The organism is Paenarthrobacter sp. JL.01a (genome assembly GCF_025452095.1).
In the GTDB taxonomy this organism is placed as follows: domain Bacteria; phylum Actinomycetota; class Actinomycetes; order Actinomycetales; family Micrococcaceae; genus Arthrobacter.
The window spans coordinates 943,458-968,029 of sequence record NZ_CP104877.1; the positions used below are offsets into that span (position 1 = coordinate 943,458).

Genomic DNA, 24,572 nt, shown 5'->3' on the forward strand with positions numbered 1-24,572 from the left:
GATGTGAGTGAAACGGGGGTTTGTTAGTGGCGTGAGGCCTTGGGATCGAGTGCATCCCGGACGGCATCGCCGAGGAGGTTGAACGCCAGAACGGTGACGATGAGCATGACGCCCGGGACGGCAAGGAACCATGGGTCGCTGAGGTACCAGTTGCCGGATTGGGCGGCGTTGAGCATCTGGCCCCACGACGGTGTGGGGTCCTTGACACCGACGCCCAGGAAGGACAGGGCTGCTTCAGCGGAGATGTTGGTGGGGATCAGCATGGTGGCGTACACCAGGACGACGCCCATGACGTTCGGGATGATCTGCCGGAACAGGACGCTGAGGTGCGAGGCGCCGAAGGACCGCGCGGCTTCGACGAACTCGCGCTCGCGCAGGCTCAGCACCTGGCCGCGGACAATGCGTGCGAGGTACGCCCAGCCGAAGAAGCCCAGGATGATCACCAGGGAAGCCATGGGGAGGAAGCTGCCCTCGCCCAGCGGGGTGTCCCGGAGGCGCGACTGCAGGATGGGCGTGAGGGAGAGCACCAGCAGAAGGTGCGGGAAGGCCAGGAACAGGTCCATGATCCGGCTGATGATGGCGTCGGTCTTGCCACCGAAATAGCCGGCGGCGGCGCCCAGGACGGTTCCGAGGATCACGGAGACGGCAGTGGACAGCAGTGCGATGGTCAGGGAAACCTGGCCGCCGTACGCGAGCCTGGCGAAAAGGTCCCGGCCCAGGCCGGGCTCCACGCCCAACCAGTGTTGGGCCGAGGGGTACATGTAACCGGGGAGGGGCAGCCCGGGAGTCTGGAAATCGTCGAGTACCTCCGGGCTGGTGTTTGAGGTGAAGGGATCGTTCCCGGACATTGCACTGAGCACGGGTGCCAGGACCGCGAACAGCATGATCACCACGACGACGCACAAGCTGGTGAGGGCGATCTTGCTGCGCCTGATCCTCATCCACGCGGTGGCGAGCAGGGATCGTGCTTCGGCGGGGGCAGCGGCTGTGGCCGTCGTCGCCGGCGTCGTTGCTGGCGGAAACGGCGGGCTGCCGGTGTTGGGTTCGACGGACTGTATTTGGGTCAACGGTTCTGCTCGTTTCATGATCTGGAGCGGGCTCCGGAGTTTTTGTATACCAAAATAGATTAGATCAGGATTCGTGCGATGTAAATCACAAATAATGTACTGTTTGGAATACCAGAGACTATGACGAGCTGTCCTTCCCGGACAGGAAACAGGAGCTGCCGTGCCCACCAAGGTCACCGCCCGCTATGTGCTGGGCCATCACGACGGACGCCATGTCCTGTTGGAAAACGCCTGCGTGGTCTACAGCGGCCACACCATCGACTACGTCGGATACGACTACCCGGGACCGGTGGATGAGGAGCGGGACCTGGGCGATGCCCTGCTGATGCCGGGATTGATTGACCTGGATGCCCTCACGGACATCGACCACCTCATCCTGGACAGCTGGGCCGGCCCGGAGCAGGCCAAAGGCCACCAATGGTCGGAGGACTACTTCCGGAATCGCCGTGCCAACGTCTTTAGCGCCGAAGAACGCCATCAGATCCGCGAATACGCCTTGATACAGCTGGTCCTGCACGGCATCACCACCTACGTGCCCATCGCCTCCGAGGTGCACTCCGAATGGGCCGAGCCCTTCGAGGAACTGGCCGGCATGGCGGAGACCAGCCGGCGCCTGGGCCTGCGCGGATACCTCGGCCCCGCCTATCGCTCGGGAGTGAACGTGGTGCTGGAGAACGGCGCGCGGTCAGTGATGTTCGACGACGAACGCGGCCGTGAGGGGCTGGCCGACGCCCTGCGCTTCATTGACTACGCGAACGAACTCAACGATCCACTGGTCAACGGAGTCCTGCTTCCCTGCAGGATCGAGACCTTGGACCTCCAGCTGCTCAAGGAGACCGCAGCTGCCTCCACTGAACGGGACGTCCTTGTACGCCTTCACTCGCTCCAAGGCCTCGTGGAACGCCAGCTCATCATGGACTGGCACGGCATGACGCCCCTGGAACTCCTGGATCAGGTCGGGCTGCTCAATGAGCGCCTGTTGATCCCGCACGCTACGTACACTGACAGAAATCCCGCAGTATATGGCGAGGACCGCGGAGACCTTGCCCTGCTGGCTAAGAGTGGCGCCAGTATCATCCACTGCCCGCTGACCTCCATGCGCTACGGCAGCACGCTGGATTCCTTCAACGCCTATAAGGATGCGGGAATCAACATCTCCCTGGGCACGGACTCTTTCCCGCCTGATCTCATTCGCGGCATCGATGCCGGAGTTCAGCTCGCCAAGATCCTCGCCGGGACCAACGACGCCGGTGACGTCGCCGGATACTTCGACGCCGCAACCCTCGGCGGTGCGCAGGCGCTCAGGCGCCCGGATCTCGGCCGACTCGAGCCAGGGGCGCAGGCGGACCTGGTGGCATTCTCCTTGGGGGACATTCGCGACGGCGTCCACGAGGACCCGCTGCGGACCCTCCTTCTCAACGGAACAGCCCGCCAGGCCGTGCTGTCAGTTGTAGCCGGACGGACCATCATGGCCGAGGGCAGGATCGAGGGAGTTGACCTGGAATTCTGGCGCTCCAGGGGGCAGGAACTTTTCGACAAGATGCGCCGGGCCTACAGCCAACGTGACATCAGGAACCGTCCTGCCGATGAGCTGTTTCCTCCCGTGTATGCTCGGTTGGAACGCTGACCGGCGCCGACCGGTGACGGGAGCGTACGCAGGAATGAAGGGAAGTTCCACAGTGGCTGAGGCGACGCCGGAAACCGGGAATGGCCGCGATGACGAGGCCCGCGCGGAGAACGTGTACCAACTGGTACTCGAAGGCATTGTCACAGGCAAATACGCCCAGGGTGCCCGGCTGCGTGAACGTGAACTTTCCGAGATCTACAACGTCTCCCGCATCCCGGTCCGGGAGGCCATCCAGCGGCTGGAGCAGGACGGCTTCGTGGCCACCTTCCCGCGGCGCGGCGCCGTGGTGCGCCAGCTGACGCTCACTGACGTCAATGAACTCTTCGACGTCCGGCTCTGCCTGGAGACGTTTGCTGCACGCATGGCCGCTACCCGGGTGGCAGAGGGCGGCGACGGCGGACGGCTCGTGGAACTTATGGAGGCCTCCCGCGCGGCCATCGACGAGGACCGCACTGACGACGTCGCCTTGATCAGCGCCGAGCTGCACGCCGAAATCGTGCGCCTCTCCGGGAACAGCCTCCTGATCGAGTCGGTGAAGCCGTTGTTCGGGCGGATGCGCTGGATTTTCGGGCTGACGCACAACCGCAGCCATGAACTCCAGCGCGATGAACACACTGAGCTCTGCAACGCGATCCTCAAGGGCAAGCCCGACCTTGCCTACTCCCTGGCGTACTCGCACATTGAACTGGGCCGCGAGCCTGTCCTGGCCGGGCTCGCGGAGACCCTGGAACCTTGAGTTTTTGTACAGATAACGCCCTATAAAGGCCCTCTAAAGGGCGTTATCTGTACAAAAACTCCACTAGTCGTCGGCGTCGGGGTAGGCGTCTTCTTCGTCGTCGTACCGGCCGGATTCCTCTACCTCGACCTCAAGGATCTTGAGCAGTTCCGTGTCCGGGTTCAACATGATGGCTGCCTCGTCGCGGCGGTGCTGCAGCACGGTATCCAGGTACGACTGCACAGTCTCAGCCAAGGGCACGTAGCGGTCCTGCTTCTGGCTCATGTACCAACGGTGCTCAAGGACTTCGTGCACGACTTCGGCCGGCTCCAGCTTTCCAGCCAGGTGCCGGGGGATGGAACGCACAATGGGTTCGAAGATCTGGCTGACCCAGATATGGGCACTGATTTCCTCGTCCAGGTCGGGGTTGTTGTCAGCCCGGAACTGGTCCATGTCATTCAGGAGCCTGCGTGCCTGGTTCTCCTGGGCATCCAAGCCGGTAAGGCGCAGCAACCGCCGCTGGTGATGGCCGGCGTCGACAACTTTTGGCTGAAGCTGGATGGTGGAGCCGTCCGCCGTGGTCTTGATGGCGTATTCCTCGACGTCGAAGCCGAGCTCGTTGAGGCGACGGATGCGGGCGCCCACGCGCCAGCGCTCGCCCAATTCGAACGATTCCTTCTCAGTGAGTTCCGTCCAGAGCCGGCGGTAGCTGCCCATGATCAATTCGCTGGTGGCCACTGGATCCACCTTCTCCTCGATCAGTCCGCCGTCGAGGAGATCCATCAGCTCACCGGCGATGTTCACACGGGCGATCTCAAGATCGTATTCCCGCTGGCCCATGGACAGGTCCGGGTAGAGCTCGCCCGTCTCCGCATCCACCAGGTACGCCGCAAACGCGCCCGCATCACGGCGGAACAACGTGTTGGACAGGGAAACGTCGCCCCAATAGAAGCCAATCAGGTGCAGCCGGACCAGCAGGAGAGCCTGCGCGTCAATCAATCGGGTCAGGGTGTCCTTGCGGAGCATCTGCGAAAATAGGGCGCGGTACGGCATGGAGAACTTCAGATGCCGGGTCACGAGCACGGGGTTGAGCGGCTTGCCGTCGGCTGTCGTGCGGCCGGTGATGACGGCCACGGGCTCCACGCACGGGACGTCCAGACGGGCGAGTTTGCGCAGCATGTGGTACTCGTGGCGTGCCACGTGCTCGGACGTTTCCTTGATGGCGATCACCGAGCCGCCCAAGTGGGCGAAACGGACAATGTGACGGGAGATACCGCGGGGGAGCGCAGCCAAGTACTCAGCGGGCCAGTCCTCCAAGGCGATGTGCCATGGCAGGTCCAGGAGCTCAGGGTCGGCGGCTGCGGCCGTGATGTTCAGCGAACCAATCACACTGGCTGGAGGGGCGGAATCCTGCGCGCTGGCGGCCTCAGTCCGGGGGAGCTTGCCGATCTGCCCGTAGTCGGTGGGTTCGTCGTGCCACTGGGCTTCGTTTTGCTCGCTCATGCTTCAATTGTTCCGTACTCGGGGGATACCGGCGCACCTGGCGCCGCGAAGGGATCTGCCGGCTTTGCCGACCATTCGACGTCGGGGGCCTCCTGGAAAACGACCCCCTGCTTGGCGAGGCGCTCACCCAAGGCGCCCAGCCGACGTCGGAAGTCACCGGCGTTGCGGACCTCCTGTTCGGACCAGGCGACTTCCGCAAGGGAAATTGCCCGCGGGTAGAGCAGCCACTGGGCCTGCTGGTTGTTGCGCACAGTTTCGGTCCAGAGGGGTCCTTCGATGCCCAGGATTTGCTCGTCCTTCAAGCCGCCCTGGGCCGGGTCCCAGTTGTAGTACTCGGCCCAGGTGAACGGTCCACCCTCCACCCACTCGAGGCCGATGGGGCTCTCCGGAGAGTACTTCTGGTCAAGGTACGTGGTGGCCGCGGGGGACATGATCACGGTTGGTGCGGTGGCGGAGGCCTTGCGGACGGTCGCGTCCAGATCGCCGAACCAGTACTGGATGACCGAACCCTCCGGAAGCTCGACGGCGGCGTACTCGTTCCAGCCCACCACCGTTTTGCCGGTTTCGGCGCCGATCCTGACGAACTCCTGGACCATGGCGACGTAGTCATCGTGCCCGGTGACATGTGCCTCGTCGCCGCCGATGTGCAGATAGGGGCCGTCCGTGATGGCGGCAAGCTGGCCGAGCACCTCACGGACGAATTCGTACGTCACCGGCAGGGCCGCACTCAGCGTCGACCAACCCACCTCCGAGGTGGTGCTCATGGGCTTTGCCTGGCCGTCCGGGTTGAGCTGGGGAATCGCGGCGAGGGCTGCGTTGACGTGGCCGGGAAGGTCTACCTCGGGTACCACCACCACGTTCTTGCTCGCGGCATAGGCCTGGAGGTCCTTGAAATCCTGCTGGGTATAGAATCCGGAGTTGCCCCGAGTCGGAATTGCCGTTGGCACCTCCACAGCGCCCTGCCCGCCGACCGCCGTCAGCTGGCTGTAGTCCAGGCCCGAAGGGCTCTCCGCCGGCTGGTGGATCTCGATCCTCCAGCCCTGGTCATCCGTCAAGTGAAGGTGGAGGGCATTGAACTTGAACCGGGTCATGACGTCGATCTGCTCCTTCACCTCCTCCACTGTGAGGAAGTTCCGGGCAACGTCCAACATCAGCGCACGGTACCCAAAGCGCGGGGCGTCCAGAATTTCGACGGCGGGAACCACCCAGGTGCCGGCGTCGCCGTCTCCGGCGCTTTCCTCGATGGCGGCAGGGAACAGCTGCCGCAGCGTCTGTACTCCATTGAAGAGTCCCGCGGGCGTGGACGCCGTAAGCCGGACCCCATCAGTGGTGACGTCCAAAGCGTAAGCCTCCGGACCGCCGTCGAACGCGTCCTCCGACTCAAAGGCGATGTCCCCGGGGCGGGATGCGTCAACGATCGGCAGTCCGTAGCCGGTGGCGGTGCGGAGCAGCGTGGCCAGCTGTTCAGCGACCGGCACGGCGGCGCCGCTGGCGGCGATCCTGGCACCGGGGGCGAGGGTGAAGACGGGACCGTCATGGGGCGCAACGTGGGACGGCCGTGGAATCAAGTTGTCTGTGGTGTTCATGCCGTTCTTTACGGGAAGAAGGTTAACGTGATAACGGCCCGACCGAAGGGGGTCGGGCCGCCATCACAATGCGGAACGTACAGACGCGGTTAGTCGCCCAGGCGCAGGCCCGTCTTGGTGTCGAACAGGTGCACGTGGCCGGACTGCGGACGAACGAAGATGGACTCACCCTTCATCGGAGGGCGGCGGCCGTCGACGCGTGCAACGATGTCGTGGCTCTTGCCATCGAGGACGGTGTGGCCGTAGACGTAAGCGTCGGCGCCGAGCTCTTCGACGACGTCGACCTCAACCTGGAGGCCTTCGCCCTGCGGAGCCGTCTCGAGGTCCTCCGGGCGGGAACCGACGGTGACGGTCTGGCCGTGTGCCTCTTCGAGGACGTCGCGCGGCACGGGGTAAACCGTTCCACCGAACTGGACGCCGCCGTCGACAACCGGCAGTTCCAGCAGGTTCATGGCCGGGGAGCCTATGAAGCCGGCGACGAAAACGTTTTGCGGGCGGTCGTACAGGTTGCGCGGGGTGTCAACCTGCTGCAGCAGACCGTCCTTGAGGACTGCAACGCGGTCGCCCATGGTCATGGCCTCGACCTGGTCGTGCGTCACGTAAACCGTGGTGACGCCGAGCCGGCGGGTCAGGGATGCGATCTGCGTACGGGTCTGGACACGGAGCTTGGCGTCAAGGTTGGACAGCGGCTCATCCATGAGGAAGACCTGCGGGTTACGGACGATTGCGCGGCCCATGGCAACACGCTGGCGCTGACCACCGGAGAGTGCCTTCGGCTTGCGGTCCAGGTACTGCTCAAGGTCAAGAAGCTTGGCGGCTTCGCGGACACGCTCTGCGCGCTCTTCCTTGGAAACGCCGGCGATCTTCAGTGCGAAGCCCATGTTGTCCGCGACAGTCATGTGCGGGTACAGAGCGTAGTTCTGGAAGACCATTGCGATGTCGCGGTCCTTCGGGGGAACATCCGTGACGTCGCGGTCACCGATCAGGATGCGGCCGGCGTTCACATCCTCAAGACCTGCGAGCATGCGCAGGGAGGTGGACTTACCGCAACCGGAGGGTCCAACGAGGACCAGGAATTCGCCATCGGCGATGTCGATGTTGAGCTTATCGACGGCGGGCTTATCTGTGCCCGGGTACAGACGCGTAGCGTTATCAAAAGTAACTGTAGCCACAGTTATCAATCCCTTCACCGGCAGGTACGTGCCGGACGATCCGTTGTGAATGGTTCATTTTCTTCAGTTGAACTCCCCGGCCAAGGGCCGGGGAGGATCCTGCAACGCCGCACGGATACTGTGCGTCACGTCACAAGCAAGAGTATGTCAGACTTTTTGAGTAACCGCTCAAATGTTACGAACATCACATGTTGTGTTGATCACCCTAAGCCTCAGCCGTCACGCGGCGACGCTCCCGCAGCAACGCTTCCAGCAGCTCCGCAACGTGGACGGGAGCCTCCACCCGGTACTGCGCCTGGGTGAAATCGAGGCCCACCTTGATGCCCACGTCGTCGCCCATAAGCCGGCCCAAGGCGTCTTCGTCAGTGACGTCATCACCGGCGAAGAGGATGGCCGTGGCCCCTGTTGCCTGCCGGAGGAACTCCACGGCCTCGCCCTTGGAAGCATGGACCACGGAGGTTTCCAGCACGCGTTTGCCCGTCTTCAGATAGACGCCCGGGTGCTCGCTGAGGACCCTGGTGGCGGCTTCGACGGCGTCTTCGGCAACGTCGTCGTCAGCCATCCGGGTGTGGAGGACCACCCCGGCCGGCTTGTCTTCGAGGACCGTGCCTGGGGCGATATTCACGATTTCGGCAAGGACTTCACGGACGGCGGACAGCTTCTGCCGCTGGTCCTCGTCCAGTTCCAAGCCAAGGGATCCCTCGCCCAGCCACACCTCGGCCCCGTGGCTCCCGATCAGCAGCGTGGCCGCCGGAGGAGAGGCGACCAACCGCAGGCTGTCCAGGGCGCGGCCCGAGATGAGGGCCGTCGTCGTGCGTGGCAGTTCGGCGAGGCTCTCCAATGCCGCCGCCGACCGCGGCAACGGCCGTGCGTCCTCGGCACGGTCAACGATCGGCGACAGGGTGCCGTCGAAGTCCAGTGCAACCAGCAGATGTTCGGTAGTGGAGATGCGGCGCACTGCGTCGAGCAGCTCAGGTGCCAGGGAGAGGTGCTCAGCTGTCATCGCGGACCACCTTCTCTTCGAGGGCAGCCAGGAACGCAGCCGACCAGTAGTCGACGTCGTGGTCCAGGATCTGCTTGCGCATCAGCTTCATGCGCCGGCGGGCTTCCTTCGGCGGGAGGTTCACGGCCCGCAGGATTGCGGACTTGAGGCCGTCGATATCGTGCGGGTTGATCAGGAACGCCTGCTTGAGCTGGTCGGCGGCGCCGGCAAACTCGCTCAGGACAAGCGCGCCGTCGTCCTCCGAGCGTGCCGTGACGTACTCCTTGGCCACCAGGTTCATGCCGTCGCGCAAAGCCGTCACCAGCATCACGTCGGCCGCGAGGTAGAGTGCCACCATTTCCTCCACCGGGTAGCTGTGGTGCAGGTAGCGGACTGCAGTGTTTTGGATGGTGTCGTAGGTGCCGTTGATGTGACCCACGGTGCCTTCGATTTCCTCGCGGAGGAGCCGGTACTGCTCCACGCGCTCACGGCTGGGGCTTGCGACCTGGATGAGGGTGGCGTCTTCGACCTTGATCTGGCCGTCCGCCAGGAGTTCCTCGAAAGCCTTCAGCCGGTGGCCGATTCCCTTGGTGTAGTCCAGGCGGTCCACGCCCAAAAGGATGGTTTTGGGATCGCCGAGGTCCTTGCGGATCTGCTTGGCGCGCTCAATGATGTCCGGGCGGCCTGCCAGCTCGCGGATCTGGTCCACGTCGATGGAGATCGGGAAGGCCTGGGCCCTGGCGATATGCGTGACTTCGCCGTCGGGGCCCTTCACATGGACCTGCTGCTGCTTAACGCTGGCACCCAGGAACCGGCGTGCCGAGCGCATGAAGTTGCCGGCATCGCTGGGCCGCTGGAATCCCAGGAGGTCGGCGCCGAGCAAGCCGTCGATGATGTCACGGCGCCACGGGAGCTGCGCGAAGATCTCCGGGGGAGGGAACGGGATGTGGTTGAAGAAGCCGATCTTGAGGTCGGGCCGGACTTCACGGAGGAGGCGGGGAACCAGCTGGAGCTGGTAATCCTGGACCCAGACCGTGGCGCCGTCGGCAGCGTGGCGGATGACGGCGTCGGCGAACTTCTTGTTCACGGCCCGGTAGGAATCCCACCACGTACGGTGGAACTCCGGCGGAGCGATGACGTCGTGGTACAGCGGCCAGATGGTGGCGTTGGAGAAGCCTTCGTAATACAGCTCAACTTCATGGCTGCTCAGCTGTACCGGGACCAGGTCCATGCCTTCATGGCTGAACGGGCGCACAGTCTCATCCGGGGCGCCATGCCAACCCACCCACGCGCCGTCGGACTTCGTCATCATTGGCGCCAAAGCCGTGACCAAACCGCCGGGCGAACGGCGCCAGCCGCCTCCGCCGTCTCCGTCGTCATTGCAACGGTCCACTGGCAGTCTGTTGGAGACCACCATGAACTCGAACTTGCTCGCCGTGGGCTTCCTGGTCGGAGACGACCGGGTGCCCTGCTCGGTTGTGAGTTTTTCGCTTGCCGGTTCCTGCATTAATGCTCCCTGGGGTTGCTGTGACTCAACTCCCAGCCTACTAGCGGAATCTTCCCCGGCGGTTGATCGTTCAACAACCGGACGGGAGGGTATGCGGTGGAGCTCCAAGTTGGCTCCCGTAAACTGTCCCCGTTGCCCTAGCTATTCACTACGACGTCGAGTAACCCGAGGAACTGATGAGCCCCGCAAACGAATCCCGCCTGTCAAAGGCCGAACGCACCGCCCAGGCACGGGAGAAAGCGCGGGCAATCCGCGAAGAACAGTTGAAGAAGGACAAGCGCAACAAGCTTCTGGTCGGCTGGGGCATCGTGGTTGCCATCGTCGTCATTGTTGCGATCATCGCAGCCGTGGTTGTCGGTAATATCCAGAACAACGCCCCGATCGCCGATCAGGGCCCGACGCCGGCCAACGGCAACGTCCACGGCGGTGTCACATTGCTGGCAGGCAGCGAAGTCCAAAAGTCCGAGCCCAGCTCAGTCAACCTGGCAGACATCCCCTCCGCCCCGGCTACCAAGCCTGCCACGGTGACCGTGCCCGGCGGCGAGGCCGAGGCAGGCAAGCCCGTCAAGGTGATTGCCTACATCGACTTCATCTGCCCGGTCTGCAAGCGCTTCGAGACCACCTACGGTGATGCGCTGACCAAGCTCCGCAACGACGGCAAGATCTCCCTCGAGTACCGCGCCCTCGGGTTCCTGGACCAGCAGTCCACCACCAACTACTCCTCCCGCGCTGCCAACGCAGCAGCTTGCGTAGCGAACACCTCCCCGGAGAAGTACGCGGACTTCTTCAACCTGCTCTTCGAGCGCCAGCCCGCCGAAGGCAGCGCAGGCATCTCCGACAAGGACCTCAAGGCCATGGCCACGGAGGTTGGGGCTGCCAACATCGACTCATGCGTTGACAGCAAGCAGTACCGTCCGTGGGTGAAATTTGCCACCCAGGAAGCTGCCGCAATCGGCATCACCGGCACCCCGACCGTCTTCGTCGACGGCAAGCAGTGGGACGGCAGCACCGACCTCAACGCTGAGATCCAGACCGCCATCACCGCAAAGGGCTAAGCCTCTTAGTTGAATTACGACGGCGGCCGGTCACCTCGCGTTAGGGGGGTGGCCGGCCGCTGCGGTTCAGCCGGGTGTTGGTTCAGGCAGATTTCGTTGAAGGGAATGGTCTGGGCTACCCTTATCTAGCGCTCTTTCGCGCTTTGCTCCGGGATACCGGAGCGCGCCTCCTTAGCTCAGTTGGCCAGAGCACCGCTCTTGTAAAGCGGGGGTCGTCGGTTCGAATCCGACAGGGGGCTCCAACGAACCCGGAACCATGACACGCCTGCGGGCGTACCACTTGTCCGGGCCCTCAAGCTGACCCCTGAGGTGGCCGACCGTGCCCCTCGCACCAGTGATCACCCACCCGGGACCGTTCCGTGCGCGGTGCCCGCAACAAACTCCAGATAAACGCCCGCTCCTTCTGATTCCTGAGCGGCATCAGCAAACTGTGGTGCTGTCTGGCTGAGACTGTTATAGAACTCGGACCGGGTGAAGCTCGGGTTCCTGTAGGCGGCTCGCTGCTGTTGCAGACATCGGTTTGTTTGTTGCGGGTAGAGGTCGAGCTGGTCCAGCAGAAACTCGTCCGGGTTCACCGCCTCGATGCCATAGGGCGCCAAAGCCTCGGCTGGGAAATCCTTGAGGTTCGCCGTGACGATGAGTGCGGCTTGTCCGTGGATGGCTGCGGCCAGCACATGGCGGTCCTTGGGATCGTTTGTCATGGCCGGGACCAGAGCCTCATATCCGCTCACGGTTGCGTGCGGGAAGACTTTTCGCATCTGCCCTACACGGCGGGCGGCCTGCTGCTCCGTCCGGCCCAAGGATGTGACCAGGTTGCGTTCAACTTCTTCCAGGATCTGGTCGGACCATAGCGGCTGGTAAATGTCCGTTTCGCCGAGGCGAAGGAGCAGGTCGCAGAGCTGATAGGGCAGCAGAACGCACGCGTCGATAAGTACTCTGAAGGCCATGGGCGCTTCAGCGGGTTTCGATGAAGGTGTTCAGCTTGGCGTAGGAATCATCTTCCGCGGCATCCCTGGTCATGGTGTCCAAGGTTTCCCGTCGCGTTTCTCGAAGCCGCTGTTGATAAGTCAGCACGTCCGCCAGATAGACGCGGCGGTGTCGGCCGGGCTGCGTGAATGGGATCTCCCCGGCTTCGAGTAGGCGTACCAGGGTGGGGCGGGACATATTGAGCAGATCAGCCGCTTCCTGGGTCGTCAGCACGGTGTTGTGAGGTGCGATAGTGATGGCCTGGCCGCCGGCCATCGCCGTCACGACGTCGCGCAATGCCTCGTACACCTCGGCCGGCAGTGCCAGGGTGGAACCATCGCCCGTCACCAGTGCAGCGTGGTCATTGCGGTGCAGTGCTTCTGCGACAGCAGGCAACACGTCTTCGTTCACGGGAGGTAGGACAGTGTGGTCCGGCATGATTGCAGTCATACCTTTGAGGATAATCGAAAAATTCGAACACACAAGCGATAGGAGGATGGCTGCAGGCTCTTGTTCATAGGAAGTCCCTCGCGGCGGCAGCGACAGCGGCAGGCTCGGAGTCCGAGCTTCTCCAAGAGCCCGGCAGGCGGCCCCGGAGTTGGCCGGTCCGCAGGAATGCCCCCAGACGATGCCGTGCTCGTCTTGACGGGTCGTCGACGCCAGGATGCCGATCGGTTCGGTGCGGTGCACTACGCATACGGCCGGCCCGTCCTCCCGGCTGCCGATCATGTTGAGTTGTCAAATAACCATGGCCGGAAAAACCTGACTTGGGTTATAACGCTTCAAACAAGCACGATCATGCGGACGCAGCACGTCCGGAGGTAGACCCGGCGGGTGGCAACCGGGCTGCGTGGATCCGTCCACCCTCTTACTGGCTCCCGGTCCTTCTTGGAGTCCCCTGGTTCCTTTGAGAAGACTGAGAGGCAGTTTTCTCATAATGAAGGGAAATGAGTATATCCGGCCTGCTTGTTCTCAAAACCGCGACGCTCGTCGCAACGGCTTTCAGGAAGCTAGGCGTCGGACTTGCGGGACTGGAGAACGCCATCGGCTGTCCCGCGCAGCTGCGCCAGACCTGCAACAGTCAGTCCGGCAGTGAGCGCCAGCGCGGCAACCCAGAGGGCGAGTCCAGCGATGTCGTGGACGGCCATCTGCGGCAAGCGCCTTTCGGGTACGGCGACGACGCCGATGAACGCACCGACGAGCCCGAAATAGCTGCCCGTCATGAATCGCTGGTGGGACGCTATGTTGCCTTTGCGCACCGCCCACAAGCCGAGGGTGAGGGTGCAGAACGTCAGCGCGGAGAGGGCATGCAGCCAGTTGAATCCGCCGTCGATGGTCCGGATCCCGAAGGAGCTGAGCACCACTACGTACATGCTCACTGCCCAGATCCGGCCCAGGATCTTGTGGGCTGATGTGCCCTTGTTGCGGCGAAGCAGGTTAACAGCGCCAAAGATCAGCGCGTAGCCTGCGGTGATGGCATGCACGGCAATAAGCACGGTCCACGGTGCCATGGGTTCAGCCCTGGGATCCCGCGGAATCGTCAGTCCAGAACGCCTTGGCCCCCGCCGCCGCGGCCCGCAGCTGTCCGCCGTCGAGAATCAGGGAGCTTTCATCGATGCCGAGGGCTGGCCATTGCGTGACCAGCCGGAGGTCGCCGGCTTCAGGGAGGGGCCACAGCCAGAGCGATCCCGAGCCTGCCAGTTCGTCATCCCCGCCGCTGCCACCACCGCCGTTGAAGGTCAGGACGGGAGCCGTGGGTTGCTGGGACGGGTCCATGTACCGGTTACCTCCGTGAGCCCCGGTGAAGGCGCGGGAACCGTCAGGGAGTTCGACGCCGAACAGAAACAGCACATCCAGCAGGTTCTGGCCGGCTTTCGGCCGGAATCCGTGCTGGAAGAACACCCCGTTGAACGCTTCCCACTCTTCGTCGGTCTCTGCGACCCGGCGGAGGATCCAGGTCAGGTCGATGTTGCAGCCCGTCGAGAAGACCTCGACGCTCTTGACGGCGATCACGCGACTCGGGCTGTAGTGCAGGAACTGGCCCACCTGGACCAATGCGGGGAGCTCGTAGCGGGGTGCGCCGGACCAGGGCGGTGGAACGTACCGGACCTGGCGGCCACGTTGTGGCTGCGTTGGGAGGGGGAAATCCTGGAAGAAGGCCACAGTTGTCCTTTGCTCGCTGGTTTCGACCGACCAGCGGAACGACGATTTCGCGTCGTATGGATCCCCCAATCCGTCCTTCTGGTGATGAGTCTAGCTGTGACGGCAGGCTGTGAATGCCACGTGAGTCTGTCAGTCTGTATTGACAGCCAAGTTCCGTCAGTCTAGCCTGACGGGTATGGAAGCCGATGAACTGTCCGAGCAGATCCACTCCACCAGCCCCGCCGTCGGATTGCGGGCCGTGGGCGCCCTTCATCGCCTGGGTGAACAGGTCGAGGCCGTCCATGTGCGGGCTGCCCGCGAACAGGGCTGGACGTGGGAGCAGATCGGTGACGCGTTGGGCGTTTCCCGGCAATCGGTGCACGCCAAGTACAGGGAATGAGTTGAGCCATGTTTGAGCAATTTACGCACGACACCCGCCGGATCGTCGGCTATGCCATGGAGGAGGCACGCAGTCTGGGCGACAAGAGGATGGGAACGGAGCACCTGCTGCTGGGCGCCCTTCACGAACGTGGTCCGTCCGAGGCTCTGGGAGTCTCGCTGGAGGATGCCCGGAAGGCGGCGGCGCGATTGGACGCCGCTGCGTTGAAGGCCATCGGATTCGACAGCAAAGACCTGACCCGGGCTGCGATGCCAACCCGTGGAAGGAAGCCGCCCTTCAGTTCCGGCGCCAAGGAAGTCATGGCTGCGATGCTGAAATCCGCGGTGGACCAGAAAGCCAGGAAGATCACGTCGTCGAGCCTTGTGGTTTCGCTGCTGGAGAGGGGGGAGCACGACCCCGTGACCGCCCTGCTCCAGGAACTCAGGGTGGATCGCGCGGCCGCTCGCGACCGCATGATGTCCAAGTAGCCGGACTACACCAGCGGGACTGGAGCCAGCGGGGTGGGAGTCAGCTCGAGGGGAGCGAGTTCCAGTGCGGCTTCCCGGAGCTGCTGGGGCCGGAATGGCTTGATCAGGTAGGCAGCTGCCCCGGACGCCATGCCCTGGAGTTCATCCTCCCGCTCGGCGAACGCCGTAATCATCAGGATCGGCGCCGGGGTTACGGCGGCGACCAGCTTTGCCGCCTCGCGGCCATCCATGTCCGGAAGGCCGAGATCCAGGGTAATCAGGGTGGGGTTCAGCCGCTCGGCAGCCATTACGCCTTCGGTTCCCGTTTCGAACGAGTGGACCTCGAAGCCTTCGGCGCTCAAAATCAGGCCGATGAGGTCGCGGATGTCGTGGTCATCTTCGATGACCACGCAGATGCCCCGTGAAACCATATGCACCCCCTTCCAGCCCTAGTGTAGGGCTTCCGGGGCAAGCAAGTAGCTCGAACGTCGAGAGTGTCAAAAAGCGAGTACCGATTACTCGTGTCTTTGGCCGCCGCCGCGCCTTTACTGAATCCAGCGGATCCTTGCAACGGCCCATGACCCCCCTCGTCGGCCGGTGCTGCCCAAGGGATCCGCGGCGCAGGGCCGGACGCACTTCCCCCAAGTGCTGTCCGGCCCTGACGCGAGGGCATTACGACGACGGCGACGCCCCCGCGCGTGGAGGCGTCGCCGTCGTACTTCTGTTGTGTCGCGCTACGGCGTGGGGCTGCCGCCGTTGACGTTCAACGTCTCTCCCACGACATAGCTGGACTCCGGCGACGCCAGGAAGACATAGGCGGGCGCCAGTTCTGCCGGCTGTCCTGCGCGGCCCAGGGGAGTGGACTGGCCGAACTCGGGCAGTTCCTCCTTGGGCTGGCCACTGCTGACCTGCAGCGGGGTCCAGATGGGGCCCGGCGCCACGGCGTTGACGCGGATGCCCTTTGGCGCGAGCTGCTGCGCGAGCCCCTTGGTGAAGTTGTTGATGCTCGCCTTGGTAGTGGCGTAATCCACCAAGGTGGGCGACGGGTTGTACGCCTGGATGGAGGTGGTGTTGATGATCGTGGAGCCGGCGGGCATGTGGGGAAGCGCGGCTTTCGTCAACCAGAACATCGCGTACACGTTGGTCTTCTGCGTGTGGTCGAACTGTTCATCGGTGATGTCGGCCAGGTCTTCCTGGGCCACCTGCTTGCCGGCGTTGTTGACCAGGATGTCCACGCTGCCAAAGGCCTCGACGGCGGTGTCCACCACTTCCTGGCAGGTTGCGGAGTCCTTGAGGTCGCCCGGAACCTTCACGGCCTTGCGGCCTGCGGCCTCGATAAGTCCCGCGATCCGCGCTGCGTCCTCTTCTTCTTCCGGAAGGTAGGAAAGCACGACGTCGGCACCCTCGCGTGCGAAGGCGATGGCGGTGGCTGCGCCGATTCCGGAGTCGGCTCCGGTGACGATCGCCTTGCGGCCCTCGAGCCGTCCGGTCCCGCGGTAGCTTTCCTCGCCGAGGTCCGCCTTGGGTGTGAGCTCCGCGTCGAGGCCCGGTTCGGGCTGGTGTTGCTTTGGCGGGGAGATCTGCTCGTAGGCAGTGACTGGGTTGCGGAAGGTGTACTGGTCAGTCATGGTGGTCCTCCGGTTGCTTAGGCATGGAACACAAAGCTAAGTAAGCTTATGATTTCCAGCCTAGACAGGTGGAGGCGTCTCTGCCAAACCCGATGGACCCGGTATCAAGCAGCCGAGTGCACTGCCACCGAGGCCCGCTCAACTGCCGGGCACTCAATTTTCACCGGACCATCGCCGCTTGCCTGGTCCAGGCCCAGCAAAAGGCGTACCCCTGCCGCGCCAAGTTCGTAGTGGGGGAGGGACACTGTGGACAAAGGAGGACGTAGGTGGGCAGCGATGACCTCCTGGTTATCGAAGCCCACGACGGCGATGTCGTCGGGGATGGCGAGCCCGTGCTCCCGGAGACCGTCGTAAAGCCCCATGGCCATGCGGTCGTTGTAGCAGTAGACGGCGGAAACGTTGAGCTTGAGCAGCTCCTCCGTAGCGCCGTAGCCACCTTCCTGGTCCGGGTAAGCCTCCAGCACCAGCCCGGGATCGAACGCAATTCCTTCAGCCGCCAACGCGTCCATGTAACCCTGAAGCCGCCCGTCCTTGGCCGGCGCGGGTGTCGTGGTGTTGATGAAGGCGATGCGACGATGCCCGCCGCGCAGCAGGATTTCCGTGGCCGACTTCCCGCCTTGTGCCTCGTCCGGCACTACGGCCCGGGAGGTCAAGGAATCGGGCGAAAAGCAGTTCACCAGCACAAAGTCCGACTCCCGCAGCGTTTCCGGAACCTCCGTGGCCCGGTGGAACCACGTGGAGTACAGGATGCCCCGGACCTTGTACTCGAGCATCATGGCGATGGCGTCTTTTTCAAGGTCCACGTTGCCCTCGGTGTTGGCGATCAGGAGGGCATAGCCGTGCTTCCACGCCTCGTCCTGCGCGCCGTGGATGATCTGGCCGGCGAAGGGGGTGGTTGCAACCCCGTCCGCCACGAGCCCGATGAATTTCGAGGTTCCGCTGACCAGGTTCTTGGCCATGGCATTGGGCCGGTACCCCAGGCGCCGGATGGCCTCCTGGACGCGCCGCCGCGTCTCGTCCGCGATGCGGGCATTCTTCTTTTTGTTGATCACCAGGGAGACTGTGGCGGTTGAAACACCGGCTGCTTCAGCAACTTCGCGGAGGGTGACCGGATGTACGCGGTCGGTGGTGAATGGAACATCGGCCGCGCTGCCTGAATTTTTCTCCTGCGAAATCATCTGTCCTCCATCAGGAGTATATCCACCTGCCGTGACCGTCATCCCTTTGTCGCCCCGCTTTCGAGGCCCTGGATCATGGCCTTGTTCAACACCAGGAAAACCAGCAGCAGCGGCGTGATGGTGACGCAGACTGCAGCGAACGTCGCCGTCCAGTCCACCTTGCCCATGGCGCCGATGTAGTTCTGCAGGCCCAGGGGGATGGTCTTGAGCTCTTCGGAGAGAACAAAGGTGTTGGCGAAAATGAAGTCGTTCCAGATGAAGATGCTGTTGACCAGGACCACGGTGACCACGGTGTTCAGGGACAGCGGCAGAGTAATCAGTCCGAAGATCCGGTAGGGCCCGGCACCGTCCAGGGAGGCAGCCTCGTAGGTTTCGCGGGGAATGTACTCAAAGAAGGACGAGAACAGGTAGATGGACATGGGCAGGGCGAAGCCGGCCAAAGGAATGATCATGGACTGGTAAGTGTCCAGGAGGTTCACCGTGGAGTAATCAATGAAGAGGGGAACAAGGGCGATCTGGACGGGAACGATGATGCCCACCATGAACAGCCCCCGCACAAACCTGCTGAAACGGAAGCCAAGGACCTGCAGGGCATAGGCGGCCATCATGCCGAACAGGACAATCAGCAGATTGGCGCCCATGGTCACAATGAAGCTGTTCAGGATGTTCCGGCCAAGATCGCCGGTTTCAAAGGCCCGCGCGTAGTTCTCCCACGTCAGCGAACTTGGCAGGGCGAAGGGGTCTCCGGTGGCAAAGTCGTGCTCGGTGCGCAGGCTGGTGAGGAAGAGCCAGGCCAACGGGTAAACCTGGACGATCACGATGAGCATGATCAGGACCCGCGAAAGCGTCCGGTACAGGCTCGGCTTGCGGCGTCGCCGCTTTGCCACGGGCCGCGCCGACGGCGGGACCGCCGGAGTGTGGGTGGCCGGAGCTGTCTGGGCGATCATGAGTCTGCCTTCCGCTTGAGCATGAAAAGAATGAGGCCGACGGCGACGAGGCACTCGATCACTATGAACACGGAGATGGTGCTTGCGTACCCGAAGTCCGTGCTGGTGAATGCCGTCTTGTACATGTAGGTGGTAAGCAGCTCGGAGGATTGTCCGGGGCCGCCGTTGGTCATGAGGTAGGGGATGTCGAATCCGCGCAGGCCGTAGGTGGTGGCCATGATGGTGGTGGTGATCCAGACGGGACGGATGTAGGGGAAGCGGATCTTGGTGAAGAGGGTCCACTTCGACGCACCGTCAAGGACAGCGGCTTCTTCCAGTTCCTTGGGCACGGCAATGAGTGCGGCGTAGATGATCAGCATGTAGAGCCCGGTGAACCGCCATCCTTCGGGAGCGGAAACAGCGGCGAGCACTGTGTTGACGTCCGAAAGCCAGGCGCGTTCAAGGGAGCCGAGCCCAATCCAGTTCAGGAGCTGGTTCAGCAGTCCCACGGGATCGATCGAATAGATGCGGACAAACAGGAATGCAATCGCCACGGTGGAGATCACCGCCGGCAGCAGATAGAGGGTTTTGATGAGCTCGCGGCCGCGGCGCAGGGAGGTCAACAGGCTTGCGACCACCAGGGCGCCGCCGAGCTGCAGGACCAGGCAGATGGCCAGGTAGAGCAGGGCATTGAAGAAGGAGCGCCAGAAGATGTCGTCCGCTGTCAGCATGCGGATGTAGTTCTGGAGTCCCACGAATTCCATGTCGCTGATGCCGTTCCAGGAGAAGAAGCTGAGGAACAACGACTGCAGGATGGGGAAGAGCACGGCTGCGCAGTAGAGCAGCAACGGCGGGAGCAGGAAGACCAGGACGGATGTCCTTGACCGGTTGGGAAGCATGGCAGGGCCTTTCGGGGCGGGGGGCCTTGCGGTCCCCCCGCTGCTACGTTTACTTGAAGAACTTGGGCGCGTTCTGCTTGATGGCGTCATTCATCGTGGTGGTGAACTGTTCGGGCGTGATGTTGCCCTGGACCAGCAGCACCAGCTCTTGTTGGAGCCTGCCGTTGGTGGTGGGGTCCAACTGCGTATCCCATGGCATGGCCTGCTTGTCCCCGAGGTCGTTGGCAGTCTCCAGGGCCTTCTTGTAGAGCGGCGTGGCGTTGGCAGGGATGGTGGTCTGCACGTTGGTGGTAGGTGACAGCGCGCCGGTGGCCGCATACTCGGTGGGGTACTTCTCCAGCGCGAACTTCAGGAAGTCGCTCACCAGCGGATCGTACGTCTTGGAGTTCACGGCCATGCCGATGCCCGACGGCGAGACGAACTCATTGGCCGACGTCACCGATCCCGCTGTGGTGGGGAGGGTGAAGAAGTCGATGTTGTCCCGGACAGCCGGGTTCAGCTTGTCGGTGGCAAGGCTCGGCAGCTCCCACGTTCCGATGTTGTACATGGCTGCCTGGCCGGACGTGAACTGGTTCTGCGCATCCGAGTACCCTTGCGAGGAGAATCCATCCTGGAAGCAGTTGGCCTTGCCGAGCGCAGACATCCACTGCACCGTCTTCGGGCCGGGAGCATCGGAGAACGATGCTTCGCCCTTCTTCAACTTCTGGACGAAGTCGGGGCCGGCCTCACGGAAGGGCTGGTAGGCAACGTAGCGTTCCAGCGGCCACTGGTCCTGTCCGTCGATGGCGATGGGCGTGATCCCGGCATTCCTCAGCGAGGTGCACATGGCCGGGATGTCATCGAGCGATTTCGGAACGGAAACTCCGGCCTTCTCCAGGAGGGCTTTGTTGTACCAAATGAATTCCAGCTCAAACTGGAACGGAATCATGAACAGGGAACCGTCGTCGAAGCGTTGGTAGTCCAGGGCGCCCGGACGGTAGTTGTCGTAGAGGTTCAAGGACTTCAGCAGCTTGTCGGCGTCCACCATCTTGCCTTGCTTGGCCAACTGCTGGGCGAACGGTGTGGCGTCGGTGTCGAAGAGCTCAGGAAGCTTGTTGGCCGCGGCCAGTGTTTCCAGCTTTTGGATATAGGAGGGACGGTCCGGTGTGGTGATGAGGTTCAGCGAGAAGCCCGGGTGGTCCTTGGCATAGTCATCGGCGAGCTTTTTCATGATGTTGATGACTGCCCCGTCGGCCGGCCTGGAGAGCAGCCACGAAATTTCGCGTGGTTTGATCTCGCCGGTCGGAGCGACGTTGGCAGGGTTGGCGGCGCTTCCTCCTCCGCCGCAGGCAGTCAATGCCAGGGCAGCGGCGGCTGCGACGGCGGCAGCACGGAGTAGTTTTTTCATTGCGGCAATCTCCCTTGATTGGAACAGAGGTTGGGGTTGGGTGCTTAGTTTTCGGTGCGTTGACGGATTTCAAGTTCGGTGACGGTGGCGGAACCTTCGCCGGCGAAGACGCCGATCCGTCCCGTCGTCAGGTCGTAGATTCTGGCGCTGAGCGCAACCTGGCGGTCGACGACGGCGACGCACGTGTCGCCGTCGACAATCACCTCGAGGCTGTGCTCGCCGGGGGCGAGGTTGCAGGGGCGCTCCAGTTCGATGTCGAACGGAACGTCTCCGGAAACATGCCACTGTGCCTCGCCGGTGATCGTGCGCGGCCACCGGTCAAAGACGAGGCGGTTCCGCTTGGGCTCCAGGCGCAGGATGTAGGACTGGTCGCCGTCCTCGCTTGATCGCAGGAGCAGTCCGCATTCTGTGGTGTCGGGTGCAATGTCCAGCACCGCTTTTGCGCAGAACTGCGAGGGCAGCTCTTCCTGCGAGACCAGGGCGGCGTAGCCGTCGGGCACCTCCAATCGAGCGGGCAATTCCGCGGCCAGGGAGACCGGCACGTCTTCCCAGAAGCTCTCCACCAGTTCGTCTGCGAAGGAGAAGCCGAGGGTGCCGTCCGGATTTTGCCGGGCTTCCAGGACGGACATGGTCCCGGCCCATTGCCAGGGCCCTTGGTCCTTGTTTCCTTCTTTGCTGGCGATCCAGCCGAAGAAGAATCGCCGTCCGTCCCGTTCAGCTGTCTTGGATGCATAGAAGGCGCGGCCATCGATGCTGTCCAGGTTTGGTACGGTCCACGGGCCATCGGGGCTTTTCGCCATCCTGTACCTGGTGGTGAAGGACTCGGAGAACTCCGAATACACCATGTACCACCAGTCGCCCCACTGGAAAACGTCGGGGCATTCGTGGGTGATGTAGCGGCGCGGATCCCAGAAGGGCTCGGCGTACTCCCACGTCATCAGGTCCGTGGACAGGCACTGGGCGATCACGCCGCGGCGCCGTTCCGGGCCGGTTGAATGCCGGGCAGCGAGCAGCATCCGCCACTGGCCTTTGGCCTCGTCGCGGAAGACGAACGGATCCCGCCAGTCTCCGGACTCGTAGCCTTCCGGAGCGCCGAATGTCAGTTCCGGGTGCTTGGTCCAACTCTGCATCCCGTCTGTGCTGGTGGCGTGCATGACCAGTTGGAGGGGGAGGCCGTCGGCGCCCAGGTTGCGGGGGTTCTGACCGGTGTAGAACAGGTGGTGGACACCGGATTCATCGACGACGACGCTGCCCGTGTAGGCGTTGAAGTCCGGTTCGGCGGTGGTTCCGTGGGGGAGTGCCACGCCGTGGTCCTCGAACTGCACGAGGTCCTTGGTGGTGATGAGGTTCCAGGAGGTGCCGGGTTTGGGATCCGAGCGTACTTCGTGGAGGTAGAAGAGCCAGAACTCCCCGTCCTTCTCGAAGGGGATAAGGTCTCCAACCCAGCCGTCGGCGGGTTGGAAGAAGACTGAGCGATTCATCTGCGCTGATGTCCATTCTGCTAAAGCGTTTGATCACCATGAAGGTAGCGCAGGTCACACTACCTGATCAAGCGTTTTAGCAAAGTTAATTTTCGACAGGAACTTTCCTCGCTAAAACGCTTGACCAACGAAACCCCAAGCCGCTAACGTCCTTGCTACCGACGGCACACCCGTGTCCCCTCGACGCCGAGCGGACACACCGGGAAAGCCCTACGGCCGAAGTAATCCACACCCTTTGATGGCGCACTTTGGCGTGCCCGGATGCGCAGCTGTGTCCGCGCCGCCATAGCGTTCTCAACCAATGAATGCTTGAGAGGAAACCACTTCATGACGCCCGAATTCTCACGACGCACCATCCTGCAAGGCACCGGAGCCGGCGCCTTGGCCCTGCTGATGGGTGGAGCCGCCACCAGCCCAGCCCACGCATCCGGGTCTCAGCGGGCGGTCTATCATATGACCCCGCCATCGGGATGGCTCTGCGACCCCCAGCGACCGGTGTACACGAACGGGGCCTACCAGCTCTACTACCTGCACTCCAGCATCAACAACGGCCAAGGCGGTTGGGACCACGCGACCACAACCGACGGGGTGTCGTTCGCCCACCACGGTGCCGTCCTGCCGCTCCAACCGAACTTCCCCGTATGGTCCGGATCAGGGGTGGTGGATACGGCCAACACCGCAGGCTTTGGTGCCGGGGCCGTCGTCGTACTGGCCACAAAGCCGACCGACGGCATCCGCAAGTACCAGGAGCAGTACCTGTACTGGTCCGCGGACGGTGGCTACACCTTCACGGCGCTCGCGGACCCGGTGATCGTCAATACGGACGGCCGGATGGCAACTACCCAGGCCGAGATAGACAACGCCGAGTGGTTCCGTGACCCGAAGATTCATTGGGATGCGGTGCGCGGTGAATGGGTGTGCGTGATCGGACGCGCAAGGTACGCCGCGTTCTATACCTCACCGAACCTCAAGAACTGGCAGTGGAAATCCAACTTTGACTACCCCAACCACGCGCTTGGAGGTATCGAGTGTCCCGACCTGTTCGAAATGACGGCAGGGGACGGCACCCGGCACTGGGTTTTCGCAGCGAGCATGGACGCGTACAGCATTGGGCTGCCCATGACCTACGCGTACTGGATGGGAACGTGGAACGGCACGTCGTTCGTGGCGGACAACCTTACCCCTCAGTGGCTCGACTGGGGCTGGGACTGGTACGCCGCGGTGACCTGGCCGTCGGTGGATGCCCCGGACACCAAGCGGCTGGCGACGGCATGGATGAACAACTGGAAGTATGCCGCCCGCGACGTCCCGACCGATGCCACGGATGGCTACAACGGCCAGAACTCCATCACGCGGGAGCTTCGCCTGGAGAAGCAGGGTGGCGGCTGGTACTCCCTGCTGAGCACGCCGGTCAGCGCGCTCAGCGGATACGTCACCGCAACAACCACCGTTCCCAGCCAGGCCGTGAACGGCAGTTACGTCCTGCCATGGACCGGCCGTGCCTACGAGCTTGAACTCGATATTGCCTGGGATACCGCGGCGAACGTTGGAGTATCCGTAGGGCGCTCCGCAGATGGAGCGCGGCACACAAACATCGGTAAGTACGGCAACGAGGTGTACGTCGATCGGAGCCCCTCGGACCTGAACGGGTACTCCTTGGTTCCTTACACGCGGGCTGCCGCGCCGATCGACGCCAGTGCCCGTTCAGTGCACCTGCGGATCTTCGTGGACAAGCAGAGCGTGGAAGTGTTCGTCAATGCGGGGCACACAGTACTTTCGCAGCAGGTCCACTTTACGGACGGCGATACGGGTATCTCCCTCTATTCCGACGGCGGTCCAGCGAACTTTACGGGGATAACCATCCGGGAGTTCGGCAACCCCATCTGAAGCGTCGGCTGCGGCGGC

At 63.1% G+C, this 24,572-nt stretch carries 23 protein-coding genes and 1 tRNA gene; 7 read left to right on the forward strand and 17 right to left on the reverse strand.

The window, feature by feature from the left end; translation table 11 throughout:
• Window positions 1–23: 23 nt before the first annotated feature.
• Complete coding sequence (locus N5P29_RS04640) at window positions 24–1,085, reverse strand: ABC transporter permease (RefSeq protein WP_262277488.1); 1,062 nt, start codon at window positions 1,083–1,085, stop codon at window positions 24–26.
• Between the two features lie 142 nt (window positions 1,086–1,227).
• On the opposite strand from N5P29_RS04640, the gene N5P29_RS04645 reads away from it, so the two are divergent.
• Together N5P29_RS04645 and N5P29_RS04650 are read left to right on the forward strand one after the other, a co-directional pair.
• Window positions 1,228–2,694 (forward strand): chlorohydrolase family protein, encoded by a 1,467-nt coding sequence (locus N5P29_RS04645; protein WP_262277489.1) that lies wholly within the window; start codon window positions 1,228–1,230, stop codon window positions 2,692–2,694.
• A gap of 34 nt (window positions 2,695–2,728) precedes the next feature.
• A complete protein-coding gene (locus tag N5P29_RS04650; protein ID WP_262277490.1) occupies window positions 2,729–3,430 on the forward strand; it encodes a GntR family transcriptional regulator in 702 nt (233 codons plus the stop codon).
• A 63-nt stretch (window positions 3,431–3,493) separates the two neighbouring features.
• Here the strand turns inward: N5P29_RS04650 and N5P29_RS04655 are convergent, their stop codons facing one another.
• The 5 genes from N5P29_RS04655 to N5P29_RS04675 all read right to left on the reverse strand — a co-directional run bounded on the left by N5P29_RS04655 (window position 3,494) and on the right by N5P29_RS04675 (window position 10,159).
• Window positions 3,494–4,912 (reverse strand): DUF4032 domain-containing protein, encoded by a 1,419-nt coding sequence (locus N5P29_RS04655; protein ID WP_144662839.1) that lies wholly within the window; start codon window positions 4,910–4,912, stop codon window positions 3,494–3,496.
• The gene (locus N5P29_RS04660) at window positions 4,909–6,498 is read right to left on the reverse strand and encodes a beta-N-acetylhexosaminidase (RefSeq protein ID WP_262277491.1); all 1,590 of its coding nucleotides are present in this window, start codon (window positions 6,496–6,498) and stop codon (window positions 4,909–4,911) included. The genes N5P29_RS04655 and N5P29_RS04660 overlap by 4 nt, the downstream gene beginning before the upstream one ends.
• 89 nt (window positions 6,499–6,587) lie before the next feature.
• On the reverse strand, window positions 6,588–7,670 hold the full coding sequence (locus N5P29_RS04665; RefSeq protein WP_262277492.1) for an ABC transporter ATP-binding protein: 1,083 nt from the start codon (window positions 7,668–7,670) through the stop codon (window positions 6,588–6,590).
• Window positions 7,671–7,875: 205 nt separating this feature from the next.
• Entirely contained in the window at window positions 7,876–8,673 is a 798-nt protein-coding gene (gene otsB, locus N5P29_RS04670; protein WP_262277493.1) for a trehalose-phosphatase, read from the reverse strand.
• Entirely contained in the window at window positions 8,663–10,159 is a 1,497-nt protein-coding gene (locus tag N5P29_RS04675; protein ID WP_315973375.1) for an alpha,alpha-trehalose-phosphate synthase (UDP-forming), read from the reverse strand. The genes otsB and N5P29_RS04675 overlap by 11 nt, the downstream gene beginning before the upstream one ends.
• A gap of 176 nt (window positions 10,160–10,335) precedes the next feature.
• On the opposite strand from N5P29_RS04675, the gene N5P29_RS04680 reads away from it, so the two are divergent.
• Complete coding sequence (locus N5P29_RS04680) at window positions 10,336–11,214, forward strand: DsbA family protein (RefSeq protein ID WP_262277494.1); 879 nt, start codon at window positions 10,336–10,338, stop codon at window positions 11,212–11,214.
• 165 nt (window positions 11,215–11,379) lie between these two features.
• Window positions 11,380–11,456, forward strand: a tRNA-Thr gene (locus N5P29_RS04685).
• A 96-nt stretch (window positions 11,457–11,552) separates the two neighbouring features.
• Here the strand turns inward: N5P29_RS04685 and N5P29_RS04690 are convergent.
• The 4 genes from N5P29_RS04690 to N5P29_RS04705 all read right to left on the reverse strand — a co-directional run bounded on the left by N5P29_RS04690 (window position 11,553) and on the right by N5P29_RS04705 (window position 14,412).
• A complete protein-coding gene (locus N5P29_RS04690; protein WP_262277495.1) occupies window positions 11,553–12,161 on the reverse strand; it encodes a PIN domain-containing protein in 609 nt (202 codons plus the stop codon).
• A 7-nt stretch (window positions 12,162–12,168) separates the two neighbouring features.
• Window positions 12,169–12,630 carry a helix-turn-helix domain-containing protein gene (locus tag N5P29_RS04695; protein ID WP_262277496.1) on the reverse strand — a complete coding sequence of 154 codons (462 nt, stop codon included), beginning with the start codon at window positions 12,628–12,630 and terminating at the stop codon, window positions 12,169–12,171.
• A 560-nt stretch (window positions 12,631–13,190) separates the two neighbouring features.
• A complete protein-coding gene (locus N5P29_RS04700; RefSeq protein WP_262277497.1) occupies window positions 13,191–13,691 on the reverse strand; it encodes a DUF2306 domain-containing protein in 501 nt (166 codons plus the stop codon).
• Between the two features lie 4 nt (window positions 13,692–13,695).
• Window positions 13,696–14,412, reverse strand: coding sequence for a hypothetical protein (locus tag N5P29_RS04705; RefSeq protein WP_262277498.1), 717 nt, complete (start codon window positions 14,410–14,412; stop codon window positions 13,696–13,698).
• A gap of 106 nt (window positions 14,413–14,518) precedes the next feature.
• Here N5P29_RS04705 and N5P29_RS04710 point away from each other — a divergent pair, with 106 nt between their 5' ends.
• Window positions 14,519–14,722, forward strand: a complete 204-nt coding sequence (locus N5P29_RS04710) for a helix-turn-helix domain-containing protein (protein ID WP_262277499.1) — start codon at window positions 14,519–14,521, stop codon at window positions 14,720–14,722.
• Window positions 14,723–14,730: 8 nt separating this feature from the next.
• Window positions 14,731–15,189, forward strand: a complete 459-nt coding sequence (locus N5P29_RS04715) for a Clp protease N-terminal domain-containing protein (RefSeq protein ID WP_262277500.1) — start codon at window positions 14,731–14,733, stop codon at window positions 15,187–15,189.
• Between the two features lie 5 nt (window positions 15,190–15,194).
• Here N5P29_RS04715 and N5P29_RS04720 read toward each other — a convergent pair whose 3' ends face one another.
• The 7 genes from N5P29_RS04720 to N5P29_RS04750 all read right to left on the reverse strand — a co-directional run bounded on the left by N5P29_RS04720 (window position 15,195) and on the right by N5P29_RS04750 (window position 22,667).
• Complete coding sequence (locus N5P29_RS04720) at window positions 15,195–15,599, reverse strand: response regulator transcription factor (protein WP_262277501.1); 405 nt, start codon at window positions 15,597–15,599, stop codon at window positions 15,195–15,197.
• A gap of 303 nt (window positions 15,600–15,902) precedes the next feature.
• Window positions 15,903–16,796 carry a glucose 1-dehydrogenase gene (locus tag N5P29_RS04725; RefSeq protein ID WP_262277502.1) on the reverse strand — a complete coding sequence of 298 codons (894 nt, stop codon included), beginning with the start codon at window positions 16,794–16,796 and terminating at the stop codon, window positions 15,903–15,905.
• A 104-nt stretch (window positions 16,797–16,900) separates the two neighbouring features.
• Window positions 16,901–17,974, reverse strand: coding sequence for a LacI family DNA-binding transcriptional regulator (locus N5P29_RS04730; protein WP_262277503.1), 1,074 nt, complete (start codon window positions 17,972–17,974; stop codon window positions 16,901–16,903).
• Window positions 17,975–18,012: 38 nt separating this feature from the next.
• Entirely contained in the window at window positions 18,013–18,921 is a 909-nt protein-coding gene (locus N5P29_RS04735) for a carbohydrate ABC transporter permease (RefSeq protein WP_262277504.1), read from the reverse strand.
• Window positions 18,918–19,799: a carbohydrate ABC transporter permease gene (locus N5P29_RS04740; protein WP_144662821.1), complete on the reverse strand. Its 882-nt coding sequence runs from the start codon at window positions 19,797–19,799 to the stop codon at window positions 18,918–18,920. Before N5P29_RS04740 ends, N5P29_RS04735 begins: the two co-directional genes overlap by 4 nt.
• Window positions 19,800–19,848: 49 nt before the next feature.
• Entirely contained in the window at window positions 19,849–21,186 is a 1,338-nt protein-coding gene (locus tag N5P29_RS04745; RefSeq protein ID WP_262277505.1) for an ABC transporter substrate-binding protein, read from the reverse strand.
• A gap of 44 nt (window positions 21,187–21,230) precedes the next feature.
• Complete coding sequence (locus tag N5P29_RS04750) at window positions 21,231–22,667, reverse strand: family 43 glycosylhydrolase (RefSeq protein WP_262277506.1); 1,437 nt, start codon at window positions 22,665–22,667, stop codon at window positions 21,231–21,233.
• A gap of 327 nt (window positions 22,668–22,994) precedes the next feature.
• Between N5P29_RS04750 and N5P29_RS04755 the strand changes: the two genes are divergently transcribed.
• Window positions 22,995–24,554: a glycoside hydrolase family 32 protein gene (locus N5P29_RS04755; RefSeq protein ID WP_262277507.1), complete on the forward strand. Its 1,560-nt coding sequence runs from the start codon at window positions 22,995–22,997 to the stop codon at window positions 24,552–24,554.
• Window positions 24,555–24,572: the final 18 nt, after the last annotated feature.